General features: G+C 68.0%; 11 protein-coding genes. 3 read left to right on the top strand and 8 right to left on the bottom strand.

Annotation, left to right across the window (positions count from 1 at the left end; all coding sequences use genetic code 11):
• Nucleotides 1-48: 48 nt before the first annotated feature.
• The 8 genes from AB4061_RS24255 to AB4061_RS24220 all read right to left on the bottom strand — a co-directional run bounded on the left by AB4061_RS24255 (nucleotide 49) and on the right by AB4061_RS24220 (nucleotide 13,594).
• Nucleotides 49-1,113 (bottom strand): ATP-binding protein, encoded by a 1,065-nt coding sequence (locus AB4061_RS24255; protein WP_441638249.1) that lies wholly within the window; start codon nucleotides 1,111-1,113, stop codon nucleotides 49-51.
• Entirely contained in the window at nucleotides 1,110-4,913 is a 3,804-nt protein-coding gene (gene cobN / locus AB4061_RS24250) for a cobaltochelatase subunit CobN (protein ID WP_441638247.1), read from the bottom strand. The genes AB4061_RS24255 and cobN overlap by 4 nt, the downstream gene beginning before the upstream one ends.
• A 59-nt stretch (nucleotides 4,914-4,972) precedes the next feature.
• Complete coding sequence (gene cobW / locus AB4061_RS24245; protein WP_441638245.1) at nucleotides 4,973-6,055, bottom strand: cobalamin biosynthesis protein CobW; 1,083 nt, start codon at nucleotides 6,053-6,055, stop codon at nucleotides 4,973-4,975.
• A 215-nt stretch (nucleotides 6,056-6,270) separates the two neighbouring features.
• Nucleotides 6,271-10,386, bottom strand: coding sequence for a cobaltochelatase subunit CobN (locus AB4061_RS24240; RefSeq protein WP_441638243.1), 4,116 nt, complete (start codon nucleotides 10,384-10,386; stop codon nucleotides 6,271-6,273).
• Nucleotides 10,386-10,802, bottom strand: a complete 417-nt coding sequence (locus AB4061_RS24235; RefSeq protein WP_441638241.1) for a DUF2149 domain-containing protein — start codon at nucleotides 10,800-10,802, stop codon at nucleotides 10,386-10,388. Before AB4061_RS24235 ends, AB4061_RS24240 begins: the two co-directional genes overlap by 1 nt.
• Nucleotides 10,802-11,488 carry a MotA/TolQ/ExbB proton channel family protein gene (locus tag AB4061_RS24230; protein WP_441638239.1) on the bottom strand — a complete coding sequence of 229 codons (687 nt, stop codon included), beginning with the start codon at nucleotides 11,486-11,488 and terminating at the stop codon, nucleotides 10,802-10,804. Before AB4061_RS24230 ends, AB4061_RS24235 begins: the two co-directional genes overlap by 1 nt.
• A gap of 127 nt (nucleotides 11,489-11,615) precedes the next feature.
• Entirely contained in the window at nucleotides 11,616-12,530 is a 915-nt protein-coding gene (locus AB4061_RS24225) for a polysaccharide deacetylase family protein (protein WP_441638237.1), read from the bottom strand.
• A 563-nt stretch (nucleotides 12,531-13,093) separates the two neighbouring features.
• The gene (locus AB4061_RS24220) at nucleotides 13,094-13,594 is read right to left on the bottom strand and encodes a DUF6630 family protein (RefSeq protein ID WP_441638235.1); all 501 of its coding nucleotides are present in this window, start codon (nucleotides 13,592-13,594) and stop codon (nucleotides 13,094-13,096) included.
• Between the two features lie 653 nt (nucleotides 13,595-14,247).
• On the opposite strand from AB4061_RS24220, the gene AB4061_RS24215 reads away from it, so the two are divergent.
• From AB4061_RS24215 to AB4061_RS24205, 3 genes are all read left to right on the top strand, one after another.
• Nucleotides 14,248-14,397, top strand: a complete 150-nt coding sequence (locus AB4061_RS24215) for a hypothetical protein (protein ID WP_441638233.1) — start codon at nucleotides 14,248-14,250, stop codon at nucleotides 14,395-14,397.
• 124 nt (nucleotides 14,398-14,521) lie between these two features.
• Entirely contained in the window at nucleotides 14,522-17,278 is a 2,757-nt protein-coding gene (gene mgtA / locus AB4061_RS24210; protein ID WP_441638231.1) for a magnesium-translocating P-type ATPase, read from the top strand.
• Between the two features lie 128 nt (nucleotides 17,279-17,406).
• On the top strand, nucleotides 17,407-18,129 hold the full coding sequence (locus AB4061_RS24205; protein ID WP_441638229.1) for an MgtC/SapB family protein: 723 nt from the start codon (nucleotides 17,407-17,409) through the stop codon (nucleotides 18,127-18,129).
• The last annotated feature ends 199 nt before the right edge of the window (nucleotides 18,130-18,328 follow it).

Here is an 18,328-nt window from a genome sequence, read left to right as displayed (position 1 = left end):
GCCACCGGTTGCCGCCTTGCCCGGGTTCGGCGGCGGCCTGCCGGTGGCTCAGGCTTTTTTTGCGGGCAGCGGCCTCACGCCCTTGACCGGGGCGATGCCGGCCGCGGCACTTGCCGGCGGGGGCGGGAGCGCGCCCCATGGGTTGTTGGCGGCTGCGCCGCCCGCATTGCGGCCATCGCCATCGCCGCTGCCATTCGCACTGCCAGCGCCATTGGCCTGCTCACCAGCCTGCCCGCCCGCGTTGGGCGGTTCCTGGCGCCGGTGGTGCAATACCAGCTCCGCTACGGTGTCCACATGCGCGGGCACCACCGCCGCGTCGCACTGCAAGGCAGCCAGCGCGCGCGCCGCGCGCAGCATCACCAGATCTGCGCGCACGCCATCGACGGCGGCGGCCAAGCACAGGTGGCTGACACGCTCGTGCACGGCATCGCTGAACGAAAGCGCGGACAGTGCGCCGCGCGCGAGCCGCACCTTTCGCGTCAGCGCATCCTGCTCGGTGGCGAAGCGCGTGCGCAGGGCCACCGGGTCGTTGTCGAACGCGAGCCGGGCCTTGACGATCGCCTGGCGCTGCGCGGCGTCCGTGCAGTTCTCCAGCGCCAGCGACAGGCCGAAGCGGTCCAGCAGCTGCGGGCGCAACTCGCCTTCTTCCGGGTTCATGGTGCCCACCAGCACAAAGCGCGCCTCGTGCTGGTGCGACACGCCGTCGCGCTCCACCACGTTGACGCCGCTGGCGGCCACGTCCAGCAACTGGTCGACGAGGTGATCCGGCAGCAGGTTGACTTCGTCGACATAGAGCACGCCCTGGTGCGCGCGCGCCAGCAGGCCGGGGGCAAAGCGGACCTCGCTCTGCTTCAGTACGTGGCCGAGGTCGAGCGTGCCGATCAGTTGTTCCTCGCTGGCGCCCAGCGGCAGCGTGACGAACTGGCCTTCGGGCAGCAATTCCGCAAGGGCTCGCGCCGCGGTCGACTTGGCCGTGCCGCGCGGGCCGCTGACCAGCACGCCGCCGATGCCGGGGTCCACCGCGGCGAGCAGCAGCGCTTGCTGCAGGCGCTGCTGGCCGACCAGGGCGCTGAAGGGAAATGGCATGCGGGCGAGCCAGGCGGTTGCATTCATGAGGGGATTCCTTCAAGCGCCTGCTCGCTGTCGAGCAGGTGTTGTTCCAGTTGGGCGCGACGCTCGCCCGGCTCCTGCCACAGGCCGCGCTGCGCCGCTTCGAGCAGGCGCTCGCAGATGGCGTGCAGCGCGCGCGGATTGTGCTGGCGCAGGAAGGCGCGGGTGCCGGCGTCGTTCACATAGGCATCGGTCACCAGCGCGTACTGGTGATCGGCCACCACGCGGGTGGTGGCATCGAAGCCGAACAAATAGTCCACGGTGGCGGCCATCTCGAACGCACCTTTGTAGCCGTGCCGCTTGACGCCGTCGATCCATTTGGGATTGACCACGCGCGCACGGATCACGCGGCTGATTTCTTCCTGCAGCGTGCAGATGCGCGGCGCCGCCGGGTTGCTGTGGTCGCCATGGTAGATCGCCGGCTGCGCGCCGCCGAACTCGCGCGCGGCCGCCACCATGCCGCCCTGGAACTGGTAGTAGTCGTTGGCGTCGAGCAGATCGTGCTCGCGGTTGTCCTGGTTCTGCACGACCGCGTCCAGGCTGGACAGGCGCTCGGCAAAGCTGGCGCGCGCCTCGACGCCATCCGTGCCTTGCCCATAGGCGTAGCCGCCGGCATGCAGGTAGGCCCGCGCCAGATCGCTGTCGCCCTGCCAGTTGCGGCTATCGATCAGGTCCTGCAGGCCGGTGCCGTAACCGCCCGGGCGGGCGCCGAACACGCGCCAGCCGGCGCGGCGGCGCGCCTCGAGAGCGGGCACGCCCTCGGCTTCCAGCCGCGCGCGCTCGCTCTCGATGCGGGCGCGCACGGGATTGACCTCGGTGGGTTCGTCAAGCTCCGCCACCGCCTGCACGGCAGCGTCGAACAGGCGCATGACGTTGGCGAAGGCATCGCGGAAGAACCCCGACACGCGCAGCGTGACGTCGACGCGCGGACGGTCGAAGATCGCCATCGGCAAGATCTCGAAGTCGGTCACGCGGAAGCTGCCGGCTGCCCACTTGGGCCGCACGCCCAGCAGCGCGAAGGCCTGTGCGATATCGTCGCCGCCGCTGCGCATGGTGGCGGTGCCCCAGACGGACAGGCCAATGGATTGCGGATACTCGCCGTGCTCCTGCAGGTGGCGCTCGATCAGCTGATTGGCAGACTTCAGGCCCAGCGTCCATGCCGTGCGCGTTGGCACCGCGCGCGTATCGACCGAGTAGAAATTGCGCCCCGTGGGAAGGACATCCGGCCGGCCGCGCGAGGGCGCGCCGCTGGGGCCCGGCGGCACGAACTGCCCGGCCAGCCCACGCGATAGCTGCCGCATTTCCTGCGGGCCGCAGGCATCCAGGCGCGGCATCACGTCCTGCCGCAGACGCGCGAGCACGGCGCGGGCCCGCGGCAAGGCAACGTCGCCAGCCACGTCGCCGAGCAACGCCATGGCCAGCATCTCAAGGCGTTCGCGCGTATCGCCATGATGGCGCCACGGCCCGGCATCCAGCGTGGCCAGCTGCGCCGGACGCGGCCCTTGCCAGGGCGCGGACCAGTCGGCATCGAGCGGGTCAAAGCCATCGCCCAATGCCAGGTCGGCGGCCAGCGCAGCCAGCAAGCTGGCTTGCGCGCCCTTGCCGTCGCCCACCGGAAAGCGCCCGAGCGCGAGCAGCGTATCGCGCCGCTGGCGGCCCTGCGGCGACACGCCGAAAACGTGCAGGCCATCGCGGATCTGAGACTCTTTCAGCTCGCACAGGTAAGCGTCGGTGCGGTTGAGCAGCGCGTCTTCTCCATCGGTATCCGCCGGTGCATCCAGCCCCAGTTCGCGATGCAGCTGCTGGTCCACGATCAGCTTCAGAATCTCCTTGCGCAGCATCCGCGCGCGGCGCGGGTCCACCGCCAGCGCCTCGTAGTATTCGTCGACCTGCCGCTCCAGGTCCTGCAGCGGGCCATAACTCTCGGCGCGCGTGAGCGGCGGCATCAGGTGATCGATGATGACAGCCTGCGCGCGCCGCTTGGCCTGCGCGCCCTCGCCCGGGTCATTGACGATAAAGGGATAGAGATGCGGCAGCGGCCCGAGGATGGCATCGGGCCAGCAGGTATCGGCCAGCGCCACGCTCTTGCCGGGCAGCCATTCCAGGTTGCCGTGCTTGCCCACGTGGACGATGGCGTCGGCGCCGAAGCTGTGGCGCAGCCAGAAGTAGAACGCCAGGTAGCCATGCGGCGGCACCAGATCGGCATCGTGGTAGCTGGCGTAGCTCTCGCTGCCCTCCTCGCCCGGCAGCGCGTACGCCCGGGCCGGCTGCAGCCCGACGAACAGATGCCCGCTGCGCACGCCGGCGATCATGAAGCGGCCCTGCCGCACCATCGGGTCCTGGTCCGGGCTGCCCCAGCGCTCGGCAAGGGCGCGCTGGTTGTCCGCCGGCAGGCCGCTCAGGTGAGCCAGGTAGTCGGCCATCGACAGGCTCTGGAACGCTGGCCGCAGGTCGCGGTGCGTCAGGTCGTTGGTGATGCCCTGCGTGAGCCCGCGCATCAGGTCGTCGCCATCGGCGGGCAGGCCTTCGCAGTGGTAGCCCTGCTCGCGCAGCATGCCGAGAATGCCCACTACGGAGGCCGGCGTATCCAGCCCCACGCCGTTGCCGATGCGCCCTTCGTTGGCCGGATAATTGGCCAGCACCAGCGCCACGCGCTTGTCGGCATTGTCCAGCTGCCGCAGGCGGCACCAGCGGCGGCTCAGTTCGGCCACGAAGGCGATGCGCTCCGCGTCGGGCTGGTAGCGCACCACGTCGACCTCGGTATGGGGGCAGCGATAGGCCAGCCCCTTGAAGCTGACGGCGCGCGTAATGATGCGCCCGTCCACCTCGGGCATGGCGATATGCATGGCCACGTCGCGCGGGCCCAGGCCCTGGCTGTCCTGCAGCCAGTCCTCGCGGTTGCCGCCGCTCAGGATCACCTGCAGCACCGGCGCGTCACCGGCGAGCTCCAGGGTTTCAGGCGCGTCCAGCGACGAGACGGCAAACGCCGTGGTGTTCAGCACCAGCGCCGCGCCGTGCCCGGCGCACAGATGCCGCAGCACCTCGCGGCACAGCGTGTCCTTGAGTGAGTTGACCGCCAGCGGCAGCGGGTTCATGCCCTCTGCGCGCAAGGCGGCGATGAGGGCATCGAACACAGCGGTGTTGCCAGCCTGCAGGTGGGCGCGGTAGAACACCAGCGCCACGACCGGCGCATCGGCATGGCCATCCTGCGCCCACTCCCGCAGCCAGTCCGCCGCGGTAGCCACGCCGTGTGCCGGGTGATAGATCGCCGCCTGCGGCAGCACGCGCGGCTGCAGCGCGGGCTCGCCCCAGCCGAAAGCGTGATGCGCCAGGCAGCGGAAAAACTGCTCGGCGTTGTCCGCCCCACCCTCGCGCAGGTAACGCCACAGGTTGCTGGCCAGCGCTTGCGGCGCGTTGCCGCGCCCGAGCAGGTTGGCGTCCTCGGCCAGGTCGCCGGAGAACATCACCAGCAGCTGGTTGCGCGAGCGCGCCAGTTCGGTCAACCGCTCCAGGCCGTAGGGCCAGTCGCTGTCGCCGCCAAGATGGTCGACCACCACCACGCGCGCGTGCTGCAGCACGTCGTCCACATACATGTCGAGCGAAGCCGGCTGGCGCAGGTACATCTGGTTGGCCAGCCGCACCGTGGGAAAATCCTTCCCCAGGCGCGGGAAGGCCCCGGCCAGCAGCGACAGCGTGGTATCCGCCGCGCTGAGCACCACGATTTGTGCCGGGCTTTGTTCAATGCGCACCACGCCGGCGTTATCGTCGACGAAGCCGCCCGGACGGGTGGAAAGCAAGTGCATCGGGTGCCTGGGCTGGTGTGGGCGTTATTCCTTATGCGTTATGCCTTATGCGCTATGCCTTACGGCGTGCGCACGGCAGCGGCGCTCAGCGCGGCCTCCAGGGCAGCCTGCAGCGTGGGCTGGTCAAGCTCCTGGCCGATCAGGACGATACGCGTGGATTGCGCCTCGCCCGACAGCCAGCGGCGGTCGAAGTAGCTGTCAAAGCGCCGTCCCACGCCATGCAGCACCAGCCGCATGGGCTTGGCGGGCAGCTTGGCAAAGCCCTTGATGCGGTAGATGGTGTGGCTCTCCACCAGCTGGCGCAGGCCATCGATCAACGCGTCGCGGTCCACCTCGCCCAGCGTCACGACGACGGAATCGAACGCATCGTGATGGTGGTCTGCGTGATCGGGATCGTCCGCCGAGCCGTGGTGATCCGGGCGCAGGTGAATGGTGTCTTCCGATGCGCGGTTCAGGCCCAGCAGCAACGCGATATCCAGCTTGCCGCCCTGCGCGCCGACGATCTTCACTTCGGCGGGGATCTCCGGGCGGATCAGCGCTTCCACGTCGGCGCGCTGCGCGTCGTCGATCAGGTCGGTCTTGTTGAGGATGACGAGGTCGGCCGCGCCGAGCTGGTCTTCGAACAGCTCGTGCAGCGGGGACTCGTGATCGAGGTTGGGATCGGCCTTGCGCTGCGCGTCCACGGCGTCCGGGTCGGCGGCGAACTGGCCGGCCGCGGCTGCCGCGCCGTCCACCACGGTAACGACCGCGTCCACGGTGAAGGCATTCTTGATGCTGGGCCAGTTGAAAGCCTGCACCAGCGGCTTGGGCAGCGCCAGGCCGGAGGTCTCGATCAGCACGTGGTCAATATCGGCGCGGCGCTCCAGCAATTGCTCCATCACCGGGAAGAATTCCTCCTGCACCGTGCAGCACAGGCAGCCGTTGGCCAGCTCATAGAGCTGGCCATTGCTCTGGCCGGATTCGTCGCAGCCGATGCCGCAGCCCTTCAGGATCTCGCCATCGATGCCCAGCTCGCCGAACTCGTTGACGATCACCGCAATGCGCCGTCCGTTGGCGTTCTCGATGATATGGCGCAGCAAGGTGGTCTTGCCGCTGCCCAGGAAGCCGGTGACGATGGTGGCGGGGATTTTACGGGTCTGCATGGCGGATAAGGGAGTTCAGCGCTGGCGCTGGGGTTGAATCGGGGCGTGCGATGCGCGGCGTGGCAGGCCCCTGGCAAGTTATGTTTTGCGCAGCCGGTAAATAGTGCCGGCAAACGCAGTATCGGAAAACGCAGTGTCGGCAAACGGCCACGGGCCCGGCCGCGGCGAGGGGATCAGCATAAAGAGATCGCACGGTGCTGTCCACCCGCGGCGCGTCAGCGTGGCGCGGGTTGCCGCCGGCCACGGCCGCGCCACCACTCCGCAAAGGCGCCAGCGCCAACCAGCAGCAGCATCAGCGCAGCGGCCCAGAGCGCCTCGCGCGGCGCCAGGCCGCTTGGCGGTGCGGGCGCGGCGAGCTTGAGCACGCGGCTTTCGAGCAATTGGCCTGTCACTTGCCCGGCCGCGGGACGCGGAGCCGGCGCCGGTGCTGGCTGCGGCTTGGCCTGCCGAGCCGGCGGCGGGCTCGCATGGGGTGCGTCGGGCGGTGCAGCCCGGCCAGGCGCAGCGGGCTCGCGCCCCGGCATGGCTGTCGCCAGCCGCGCGGAGAATTCGCGCAGCGCATCCGTGGGCAGCCGGGCTTGCTGCCCCAGCCCGGCGATGTACTGCATCAACACGGGATTGCCGCAGCTATTGGCCGAGCAGGACAAGCCATCGCGATTGACCGACGCCACATAGCGCCGTGCCATATCGGCGCGCTCCGCAGGCGTGAAGCGGTAGCTTCCCTGCCGGTCCACTTCCAGCAGCCGGGCCAGGATGCCCTGCCGCGCGTGCGGGTTGTTTTGCGCAAAGAAACTGTCCATGCCCAGGCCGTTCTTGTCGGCCACATAGACGTCATACGTGTTCTGCCAGAAGCTGCCGCTCATCTGCTCCGGGCTGGTGGCCTGGAAGCCATAGAGATGCTCGATCTCCTTGAACATCTCGCGCGCGCCGGCATAGCCCGAGCGCTGCATGCCTTCGATCCAGCGCGGGTTCCAGTTGCGCGCGTTGAGCTCGGTGGCCAGCCAGGTACGGGCATCCACGGTCTGTTCTTCGCCGGCGCGGCGCAGGTTGTGCAGCCAGAAGCGCGGCGCCTGCCCGCTGACGGCGCGCGTGGCCATGTTGAGGCCGCCGGCGTACTGGTAGGTATCGTCGTTGTCGAGCGCGCCGTAAAGCGTGCTGGCGCGCGAGAACAGCACGGCCTGGTTGGATTTGAGGTGGCTGGCCAGCGCCTGCGGCGCGGTCTCGCCCCAGCCTTCGCTGGAGAACGCAAAGTTCATGTAGCGCAAGTACTGCCGCGCCAGCGCGCCCGGCTGCTCGCCGGCCTGCGCCACGTCCTTGCTCTGCTCCACCATCTGCTGCACGCCGATGCTGTAGTTGCCGGGCTTGGCGGCGAACACGCGGGCGCGCGCCAGGCGCGCGGCCAGTTGCGGCTCCACGCCAGCCGCCAGCAGCGTGGCCTGCGCTTCGCGGTCGTGGCGGCTGATGGCATTGTCGCCGGCGGCGGCGGCCAGGCGCGCGGCCTTGTCCAGCAGCGCCACCTTGTCGCCGAAGCCGTCGCGGTAGATGCCGGAGATGGTGAACAGCACGTTGACGCGCGGGCGGCCGAGCTCGGCATCGGGGATCAGGCGCACATCCTCCACCACGCCGCGCGCGTTCCAGACCGGTTCCACGCCCATCAGGTAGAGCGCCTCGCTCTCCATCGCGCCCTGGTGGCGCTCGGTCTCGCCGTACCACAGCACCATCGACACCTGCTCGGGCGCCTTGCCGGTTTCCTCGCGATAGCGCGCGAGCGTCTGCGCGGCCAGTTGCTTGCCGAGCTGCCAGGCGGCCGGCGTGGGGATCAGCGCGCCGTCGAAAGCGTGCAGGTTGCGCCCGGTAGGCAGGCCCTGCGGGGTGCGCACGGGGTCGCCCAGCGGCGCGGTCGGCAGGTAGCGGCCGGACAGCACGGTCACCAGGCCATCCAGCTCGCGGCGCGGCGATTCGCGCAGATTGGCCAGCCAGGCGCGCGTACTGGACAGCGCGGCTTTTACCTTCTCCGCCAGCGGCGGCGGCAATGGCGCGTCGGCAGCGCTGGCCGGCTCACGGCCTTCTGCCAATGCGCCTGCCCAGCGCGAGAGCGCGTCCTTGCCGATCACCCGCGTCTCGCTCGCGTCGAACGCGCTTTCCAGCACGGTGGCCAGCGCCTGGCGCTGCGCATCCAACGGCGGCAGCTCGCCCAGCGTGTGAATGCCCAGCGGCACCGGCTCGGCTTCCACCTTATGCAAGAAGCGGTGGATCACCGGCTCGATTTGCTCCCACGGCGCGCCGGGATCCAGCCCGAGCTGGCGGTCCAGCCCAAGGGCACGGATCTGCGCCAGCGCCTGCAGACGGTATTGCTCCGCCAGCGCGGGGGAGCCGTCGGCGGCGGCCTCTTGCTGCTCGATCACCTCGTCCAGCTTGGCCAGTTTGTCCGGCCAGCCGGCGCGGGCGATCAGCGGGGTCAGGTGGCTGACCAGCACGGCGGCGCTGCGGCGCTTGGCCTGGATGGCTTCTCCGCCACCGTCCTGGATGTAGTAGTAGGCGTTGGGCAGGTCGCCCAGCAACACCTCGGCGCTGTCGTCGCCGCTTTGCCCCACCTGCTTGCCAGGCAGCCATTCGAGCGTGCCGTGGCGGCCCACGTGAACCATCGCGTCCGCGCCGAAGGCGTGGCGATACCAAAGGTAGGCGGCAATATAGGAGTGCGGCGGCGGCGTCACCGTATCGTGCGAGCTGTCCATCGCTCGCGCGAAGGTGGAGCGCAGCGGCTGCGGGCCAACGAACAGATTGCCAAAGCGCAGGCCCGGAATCACGAAGTCCTGCCCGCCCTCGCTGTCCCTCACCAGCATCAGCGGATTGCGCTCGGGCGGGCCCCAGGCGGCCACCACCGACTGGCGAAACGCCGCCGGCAAGGCATCGAACCAGCGCTTGTACTGCGCCATCGGCAGCAGCGTAACGCGGCCGCGCGACACCATCTCGGCCAGTTCGCCGGGCGACCATTCCTCCATATTGCGGCCATTGCGCTCCAGCAGTGCGGTCAGCTCGGCAGTGTCCGGCAGCGTGGCGCCCGTGCGGTAGCCAGCCTCGCGCAGCCGCGCCATGACCTGCACCAGCGAGGGCAGCGTRGCCAGGTAGCTKGCGCCGATATTGCCGCGGCCYGGCGGGTTGTTGTARTAGAGGATGGCSAYGYGCTTGTCMGCCGCGGGCTTGTCCTGCAGCKCGATCCAGCGCCGCACGCGSGCCACCGCCGCGTCTGCCCGCTCCGGCACGGCACGGCTGGCCTTGGCGCCGTGCTCGTCCTCCAGCGTGGCGAACAGGATCGGCTCCGAGGCACCGGCCCGCTCGGGCGTGTTAAGCAGCAGCGGCAGGCGCTCGCCGCCGATGCCGCGCGCATCGGCCCGCCAGCCGGCCTGGCTGTCGCGCGTGGCGATCAGGTTGATGGCATGCAGGCCGTGGCGCTCCAGCCAGGTCTTGTCCTCGGCGCGGCTGATGGTGAGGTTCAGCGTCAGCAACGCGCGCAGAGGGCTTTGGCCGTCGACCGTGAGCATCGGATCCAGCCCGGACAGCGGCCAGCCGAACACCGGGACCGCGCCGATGCCCTGACGCTCCAGCGCCGCGATCAGCGCATCGATATGCGCGAGATCCTGCTGGCGATAATTGCTGGCATAGAAGGCAATGCCGACCAGCGGTGCGCCGGCCGGCAGGCCGCTTGCGCCGGCGCGGTACCAGGCGAGATAGTCCTTGAGCGTGGCAAACGCTTGCGCTGCGCGCGGATGATAGATGCCGGCCGCGGGCAGCGGGCGTGGCGGCGGCACGGCCATGGCCTGCTCGCCGCGCACGGCGGCCACCAGCCAGGCCATCCAGCCCGCGAGGTTGTCGGCGCCGCCGGCGCTCCAGTAAGCCTCGGCGGCCTGGTTGCGCGCGGCGTCCAGGCCAAAGCCCCAGGCGGCCTCGGCGGACGCTGCCGGCGCGGCCAGCACCAGCGCGCCGCGCTGCCGCGCCTGGCGCACGGCCGGCGCCATCTGGCGCAGCACGGTCGTGGGAACGAAGTACGCGTAGATGACATCGGCGGCCGCGACTTGCGCCGCATCGGGCGCTGCCGTCACGGCGTCCAGCACCACCCGGCCCGGCCCGGCCAGTTCGCGCAGGCGCGCTTGGGCGGCGGGCAGCAGGTGCGTATTGGTGGTGATCAGCAGCACACGTACCGGGGCTGGCTGCCCGGGTTCGGCAGCGCGGGCAAGGCCCGGGCCGGCAAGGCCCCCGCACAGCAGCCCAAGCATCAGCAGCAGCCAGGGCCGCCAGGGCAGCCACAGCGAAACCCGCCGCGCCGAAGCCATCAACGCGCGCCCGGGGCCGAGGCCGCGGCGGCCGCCGCGCCTTCCGGCACATACACCACGCTGCCATCCGGCAACTGGTAAGCCACGCCCAGCCGGGTGCCCTCGCCCGTCTTCTGCCGCGGGGACATCTTGCTGACCTTGACCTCCTTGCGGTTCTTCTCCAGCAATTGCAGCTCGCCAGTGCGCGGATCGCGCTGGACCATGGTGAACTGCGAGTCGGGATTGAGCAGCTGGGTCAGGCTGAACGCTTGCGTGAGCGCCACCATCAGGCCCACGGCAAACACGATGGAGGCATCGAACAGGTTGGCCACGCCGGCCAGCGGGTCTTCCCGATGCACCGAAGCAAGCTCGCCCTGCGCGCGGCGCCGCCGCACGAAGCGCCGCCGCCTGAACTGGTGTCCCTGGCCCGCGTCCATCAGGCCTGGGTCCCGGCCAGATGGATGGCGGCGCGCGCGTGTGCTGCGGGCGCCACTGGCTCGGGCATGGCCCGCAGCACCAGCTCGCACAGGTTTTCCATTTCCTTGAGATCGCTGCGCGCCCAGCGCTCGCGGGTGAGCGTCAGCACATAGGCGATACCGCCCAGCACCAGCCCGCAGACGACCGCGCCAAAGCCGATCACCAGGTGGTTGACCATGCCGGCCATATCGCCGCCGAGCAGCGATTGCAGCGCCGGCCCGAGCGGGATGATGGTGCCGGCCAGGCCCAGCATCGGCGCGATGCGCACCAGCGTGCGGGTCAGGTCAAGCCGGTTGGCCACGCGCATTTCCTCGCGCTGCAGCGTTTCGTCCAGCCACAGATCAAGGTGTTCGTGCGAATCGAGCCGGGCGAGCCGTTCTTCCAGCATGCCCCAAAAGCGGGCCAGCGAAGGCGACAGCAATGCCGCATCCAATTGCGCCGGCTTGCCATTTTGCAGGCTCGAGGCCAGCGTATTGGCCAGCGCGGGCAGATCGCTGCGCGGCGCCACGGTGCGGCGCCGGGACTGCACGATCAGGCTGCCGAGATCGGCTAGCGAGAGCACGAACAGCACCAGCAACGCCAGCGCGACCGGCCAGAAGAACGCCGTGGAAAGGCGGAAGAAAATCTCGGTGACGACGCTTTCCATTGTGATTGGCGGCAGTTGGGTTAGGCGGATCGGCAGGGCACAGCGGGTCCCGGCGCAGTATTGTACGTTGCGGGCGCCCCCCTATCCCAGGCCAGGAACCGCCTGCGATTTCCTTGCCGCCAAGGCCTCAGGGCCAGCTGTCGCGCGCATACACGCCCGACTGCGCGCGCAGCCGCGCGGCGCGTTCCGCGACCCGGGCATCCGTGTAGAACGGCGGGTCCGCCAGCACCAGGCCGTTCTCCCGGGCTTCTTCCACCAGGATCTGCAGGTACTCGGTCATGTGCGAGGCCGTGTAGTCGTTGGTGTCATGAAAGCTCACCACGATCGGCACCACGCCCCCCATGGATGGCAGCCGCTGCTCGGCGATGGCCACCTTGACCTGCGCCAGCTCGCTATTCATATGGGAGCGGCGGCGCAGGCTGATATGCCAGCCGTAGATCTTGCCGTCGCGCGCGTTCACGTCCGACATCAGCATGCCCAGGCCGAGCTTGCGGTAGACCGCCTGCACCGCATCGTTGTAGGCCCAGTTGGGCGGGCGTACCAGTTGGGCCGCGCCGCGGCATTGCGCGATGATGTCGGCCTCGCCCGACAGCAGCGACGCCTCCAGTTCTTCAGGCGACATGCGCGTATGCGAGAGATGCCCGATCGGCAACCCGCTATGCACGGACAGCCGATGGCCGGCGAGGCAGGTAGCGTGCATCTGCGCTTTGCCGGCCTCGCCGCCGCCACGCCTCGGGTGGGCGGTCTGCACGAAGAAGAGCGCTTTGATGCCCGGCGTCACCGGGTTGTCGGCAAGCTGGCGCAGAATCAGCGGCGTGCTGCCATCCTCGCCGGCATCGGGGCCGTCATCGAACGTGAGCAGGAAGCGGATGGGGGGAAGCGGACGCTGCGCGCGCAGGGCCGCCAGCTGGATCGCGGGCAGCGCGCTCGCCGACGTATCGAAAGGGGCTGCCGGCGGGGCTACCGGCGCGGCCGCTCCGGCGAGACTCAGGCAGCACGCCAGGGTCCCGGCGGCGAGATGAACAAAATGGGAAAAGCGCATGCGGGGCGTCCGGCTCGCCACTTCGGGCGCTCTCTGGCGCGTTGCAGGGGCAATCCGGAATGATTCTCAAGCAAAGGAAATGGGGGCGAACCGTAGCCATGTGCGCGAAGCGCCGCAGCGCTCGCCGTGGCCCCGGCAAAATGCAAGAAGGCATTGTGCCATATCGTGTTGGCGCGCTTTTGCGCTGGCGCGGCCGAGCCCGCGCAGCGAAAAAAGCCAGGCCATGAGACATGGCCTGGCGGGCAAATCGGCAGCAAGGGGCACCGCTGCCTGCGGGTCAGGGATGCCGTTTTGGACACCCCGGCCAACAGGTTAGCGGCTCCCCCATTTTGCAAACGCAAACAACTGTGTCGCCGCGCCTCATCCGTTTGGCTATCCCGCAAGACGACGCGCCTGGCACGCGCATGGATCGCGCGTGGGTCGCACGATCCGGCTCTGTCGAAAGGCAGCTGCAACGCGCAAAGCGCGCAGGCATGCTGCCGAGCCAGCATCGGACGGCCACGAGGCTTTCGCGGCCACCCGGTGCAAATGTCAACAAATGTGAACGCTGAGCCTGAGCCGGCTCAGTAGGTTTCGTCGGCGGGATCGATCATCAGGTGAAGCTGCCTGGCAAGCTCGGCCAGCACCGGCTCGTCCGCGCTGCGGATCATCCATCCCGCGTAAGCGTCCGCCTGCGTGTCCCAGCACCACAGCGTAAAGCCGGCCGCTTGCAACGAGACCTGCGCGATCGCCATCAGGCCGGGCACATCCTTGCCCGCGAGGAAGGTCGCCGCAAGCGGCTCGGGCGCGCCCCAGTCCACGCGCAGGCCGACCCGGTCGCACATGGCTTGCACGCCGCGCACCACGGCGGCCGTATCTTTCCATTCCACGTAGAAGCCTGCGGCGCCGATCGCTTCGGTCAGCGGCCATAGCAGCATATGGCCCTCGCAGCCAGTCTCGGTGCGCGCAAGCGCATGCTGGAACGCGGTCCAGTACTTGTCCGCGGCGTCCTGGTCATGCAGAGAAATCAGCAGGATCAGCTTGCGCACGGCATCCTGCGTTTCACTCGGGAGCACAGTGGTCATAGGCTTCTGGCAGGTTGGGAACACAGGGAACGGAAGAGGTTCGATGCTGGCAGGCCGCAGCGTGATGCCGCGAGCCGACGCGGTGGTTGACTCGGATGCCGGAACCATGCGTGAGCATCCGAGTGGCTGAACGTCTGGCGGTGCTTTGCCCAACGCCGGGAAAATGGCAGCCCCCTATTCTGACAAAGGTTGGTGCGAGGCGCTACTACACATACGCGTGGAAGGCGCATCGAAGGCACGCCGATCGTCTCGCAGGACCAGCGCATACGCATTGCCTTACGGCACGAAAAACGCAAAGTTTAGGACGTGTCCTATTCGGCGGAAAAAGCCGGAAGAAAAAGATTGCCAAGCGCGCGCCGCCTTTGTTACCCTTCGCCCCGTTATCGCTTCGGAGTCATCTCCATGGACAGTTGTTCTAGTTGGCCTTACGGCCAAACCTTGAACGGCTAGGCAAGTCCAGGCGTCTTACCGCCACTGCCTAGCCGATACCGGCGGGTAGTGGTCCGTTGCACGGGTTCTCCGTGCGACCCCCTCCCAGTTCGTTGCAAATGCCTGCGGCTATCCCGCCGCGAGAATGCGTTCGTCCGCAGTTTCGCGATGCGATATCCGCCGTTGCCTGCGCGCGCCATCGAGCGTTAGCGCAAGGAGGCCCCATGCCGTCCCTCTTCATCGCACAACATGCCTTGCTGGCGCTGCAGATCCTGCGCTGGCATGCCCGCGGGCCAGGCAGCGCCGCCGTCCTCCTGCTCACGCTGGCCCTGCCCCGCGCGCGCCATGCCGCACACCAGCCCCGGCCGGGCTGACGCGCGCGCCGTTTCACACTCACCGCATCCGGCGCAGGCGGCGCGACGCGCCTGCCTTTGCCGCTCCCCGTCTCACTCCAGCATCGCCGCCCCGGCACGCCGGGACTTTTGGGAAACCGCACCGATGAACCTGATGAAAACGCTCTTCGTCGCCTTCCTGCGCACGCGCCGGGCGACCCACCACTTCCGCCGGCTGGCGATGTTCGAGTCGCTGGGCAAGCCGGGGCCGTCGCGCACCGTGCCGGAGCAGTTGGCACAATCGCTCAAGCGCGCCGCGCGCGAGGACGTGCCGGCCGTGCTGGTACGCATGCACTCCCACGAGGACGGCCTGACCAGCGCCGAGACGGACGACAAGCTCAAGCAGTTCGGCCCGAACGAAGTCGACCATGAGAAGCCGCTGCCGGCGTGGCTGCACCTGTGGCATTCGTACGGCAACCCGTTCAATCTGCTGCTGACACTGCTGGCGGCGATTTCCTACTTCACCGAGGACATGAAGGCGACGATCGTCATCGGCACCATGGTGACGCTGTCCACGCTGCTGCGCTTCGTGCAGGAGCGGCGCTCAAACCAGGCTGCGGAGAGCCTCAAGGCCATGGTGAGCACCACCGCCACGGTGATCCGGCGGGACCTTGCGGCCGGCGTTGCCGCCGTCAGCGCGGAGTACTTCAACGTGCACGTGCATTCCCGCCCGCCGCACAAGATCGAAGTGCCTATCGTCAAGCTGGTGCCAGGCGACCTGGTCGCACTCTCGGCCGGCGACATGATTCCCGCCGACTGCCGCATCATCGCGGCCAAGGACCTGTTCATCAGCCAGGCGGCCATGACGGGCGAATCGCTGCCCGTGGAGAAATTCGCCGAGCTGCGCGATCGCCACGACAGCCCGCTGGAGCTCGCCAACATCGCCTTCATGGGCACCAATGTGGTTTCGGGCGCCGCCACCGCCGTGGTGCTCGCCACCGGCAACCACACTTACTTCGGCACGCTGGCCGCGCGCGTCACCAGCACCGACCGGTCGGCCACAGCCTTCCAGGCTGGCGTCAACCAGGTGAGCTGGCTGCTGATCCGCTTCGCGCTGGTGATGGCGCCGCTGGTGCTGCTGGTCAACGGATTTACCAAGGGCGACTGGACGCAGGCGTTCCTCTTTGCCTTGTCCGTCGCGGTAGGGCTCACGCCCGAGATGCTGCCGATGATCGTGACCTCCACGCTGGCCAAGGGCGCGGTGATGCTGTCGCGCCGCAAGGTCATCGTGAAGCGGCTCGACGCGATCCAGAATTTCGGCGCGATGGACGTGTTGTGCACCGACAAGACCGGCACGCTGACGCAGGACAAGATCGTGCTGGAGCGCCACACCGATGTGCTGGGCCGCATCAGCACCGACGTGCTCAAGCACGCTTACCTGAACAGCTACTACCAGACCGGCCTGAAGAACCTGCTGGACCGCGCGGTGCTCGATCACGTGGAGCTGCAAAGCGAGCTGAAGCTGACGCAGCATTACCGCAAGGTCGATGAAATCCCGTTCGATTTCGAGCGGCGCCGCATGTCGGTGGTGGTGGCCGAGCGCGAAGATCACAACGAACTGATCTGCAAAGGCGCGGTGGAGGAAATGCTGGGCATCTGCACGCGCGTGCAGATCGATGGCGTGGCGCAAGCACTGGACACCGAGATGCTGGCGCGCGTGCGCCAGGTGACGCACGACCTCAACGAGGAAGGCTTGCGCGTGGTGGCAGTGGCCATGAAGGAAACGCCCACCACGCAAACGCAGTACGGCGTGGCCGATGAATGCGAGCTGACGCTGGTCGGGTACATCGCTTTTCTCGATCCGCCCAAGGATTCCACGCTGCCCGCGCTCAAGGCCCTGGCCGAGCACGGCGTCACGGTGAAAGTGCTGACCGGCGACAACGAACTGGTCACCGCCAAGATCTGCCGCGAAGTGGGGCTGCCCGTCACGCGCGTGCTGCTGGGGCCGGACATCGAGAAGATGGACGCCCCCACGCTGGCCCGTGCCGTGGAGGATCACGACGTATTCGCACGCCTGTCGCCGCTGCAAAAGGAGCAACTGGTGCTGGCGCTGCGCGCCAACGGCCATGTGGTTGGCTTCATGGGTGACGGCATCAACGATGCGCCCGCGCTGCGCGCGGCCGATATCGGCATCTCGGTAGACAGCGCGGTGGATATCGCCAAGGAAGCCGCCGACCTCATCCTGCTGGAAAAGAGCCTGATGGTGCTGGAAGAAGGCGTGATCGAAGGCCGGCGCACTTTCAGCAATATGCTGAAGTACATCCGCATGACGGCCAGCTCCAACTTCGGCAACGTGTTCTCGGTGCTGGTGGCCAGCGCCTTCCTGCCCTTCCTGCCGATGCTGCCGCTGCAACTGCTGGTGCAGAACCTGCTGTACGACGTCTCGCAGATCGCGATTCCGTTCGATCGCGTGGACAAGGAACTGGTGGCGCAGCCGCTGCGCTGGAACCCGGGCGACATCGGCCGCTTCATGGTGGTCTTCGGCCCGATCAGCTCGATCTTCGACATCACGACCTATGTGGTGATGTGGTACGTGTTCGCCGCCAACAACGTGGAGGCGCAGGCGCTGTTCCAGTCCGGCTGGTTCGTGATCGGGCTGCTCACGCAAACGCTGATCGTGCACATGATCCGCACGCCCAAGCTGCCGTTCATTCAGAGCCGCGCGGCCTGGCCGCTGACGTTGGCCACGGTGGCCATCATGGCCGTGGGCATCTGGCTGCCAATGGGCCCGCTCGCGGCGTACTTCAAGCTGGAGGCATTGCCGCCCGGCTATTTTCCCTGGATGATCGGCATCGTGCTGGGCTACGCCCTGCTGGTGACGGCGGTCAAGCGGTTCTATATCCGGCGCTTTGGCTGGCAATAAGCGATGGGCGGCGCCTTTCGCGATGCTCGCGCGAAAGGCGCCGCCGATGACATCGGCGTGACACCTGGCCGGCGTAAAAAGACGCAAGCGGTTCCATAACAATAACTTTCAAGCCCGGGGAAACCATCATGTCCCTCCAAGCCTTTCAAAACATCAACCTTGACTCGCTGCTCGACACCACCGTCAGCCTGACCACCGCCTTCGTGCTTGGCGCGGTAATCGGCTATGAGCGGCAGATCCGCCAGCGCACGGCCGGCCTGCGCACCAATGTGCTGGTGGCGGTAGGCGCCGCCATCTTCGTCGACATGGCCAACCGCATGGCCGGGCACGACGGCGCGGTGCGCGTGGTGGCCTATGTGGTCTCGGGCATCGGCTTTCTCGGTGCCGGCGTGATCATGCGGGAGGAAGGCAATGTGCGGGGGTTGAATACCGCGGCCACGCTATGGGGATCGGCGGCGATCGGCGCCAGTGCGGGGGCGGACCTGATTCTCGAGGCCGGGCTGGGCTGCCTGTTTGTGCTGGCGGCCAATACCCTGTTGCGACCGGTGGTGAATCGCATCAACCAGCAGCCAATGGATACGACCGCGGTGGAGGTGACCAATACGGTCTACGTCATCGCGCCGCGCTCCGCGCAGAAGCTGGCGTTGCGCTTGCTCGAAGATACGCTGGAGGCGGGGAACTATCCGACCCGGGACCTGGAGGTGCATGCGTTCGGGGATAGCGATGTCGAGATTGAAGCGGTGCTCACGTCAACGTCCGTTGATGGGGATGTGCTGGATCGATTGATGGCGGAGCTGGCGGAGTCGGAGCATATTCATCAGGCGTTTTGGAGTCCAAGTACGACGGATTGAATTTGGGATGGATGGATAGATGGTTGATTGACGTTTGTGGTCGTTTTTTTGCGGCGTTGGCTTTTGGGCGCAAGGGCTGTACGACATCGCCCTGCTGGGGTTGGTCGCTGTTTTTTGAGCGGCGATGGTTTTTGCACCCAAGGGCCATACGACATCCCCCTGCGGGGGCTGCCGGTCACTTTTCTTTGACCGGCAAAGA

It is taken from the genome of Cupriavidus sp. YAF13 (assembly GCF_052113425.1).
In the GTDB taxonomy this organism is placed as follows: domain Bacteria; phylum Pseudomonadota; class Gammaproteobacteria; order Burkholderiales; family Burkholderiaceae; genus Cupriavidus.
Note: the sequence above shows the minus strand (reverse complement) of the source record. Positions and strands in the feature narration are given on the sequence as shown.

What these genes read in the sequence shown, in the direction of transcription:
- AB4061_RS24215 (WP_441638233.1), top strand. Translation starts at nt 14,248, where the DNA reads ATGCCGTCCCTCTTCATCGCACAACATGCCTTGCTGGCGCTGCAGATC.
- AB4061_RS24225 (WP_441638237.1), bottom strand. Translation starts at nt 12,530, where the DNA reads ATGCGCTTTTCCCATTTTGTTCATCTCGCCGCCGGGACCCTGGCGTGC.
- AB4061_RS24205 (WP_441638229.1), top strand. Translation starts at nt 17,407, where the DNA reads ATGTCCCTCCAAGCCTTTCAAAACATCAACCTTGACTCGCTGCTCGAC.
- AB4061_RS24230 (WP_441638239.1), bottom strand. Translation starts at nt 11,488, where the DNA reads ATGGAAAGCGTCGTCACCGAGATTTTCTTCCGCCTTTCCACGGCGTTC.
- cobN (WP_441638247.1), bottom strand. Translation starts at nt 4,913, where the DNA reads ATGCACTTGCTTTCCACCCGTCCGGGCGGCTTCGTCGACGATAACGCC.
- AB4061_RS24220 (WP_441638235.1), bottom strand. Translation starts at nt 13,594, where the DNA reads ATGACCACTGTGCTCCCGAGTGAAACGCAGGATGCCGTGCGCAAGCTG.
- AB4061_RS24235 (WP_441638241.1), bottom strand. Translation starts at nt 10,802, where the DNA reads ATGGACGCGGGCCAGGGACACCAGTTCAGGCGGCGGCGCTTCGTGCGG.
- mgtA (WP_441638231.1), top strand. Translation starts at nt 14,522, where the DNA reads ATGAACCTGATGAAAACGCTCTTCGTCGCCTTCCTGCGCACGCGCCGG.
- AB4061_RS24255 (WP_441638249.1), bottom strand. Translation starts at nt 1,113, where the DNA reads ATGAATGCAACCGCCTGGCTCGCCCGCATGCCATTTCCCTTCAGCGCC.
- cobW (WP_441638245.1), bottom strand. Translation starts at nt 6,055, where the DNA reads ATGCAGACCCGTAAAATCCCCGCCACCATCGTCACCGGCTTCCTGGGC.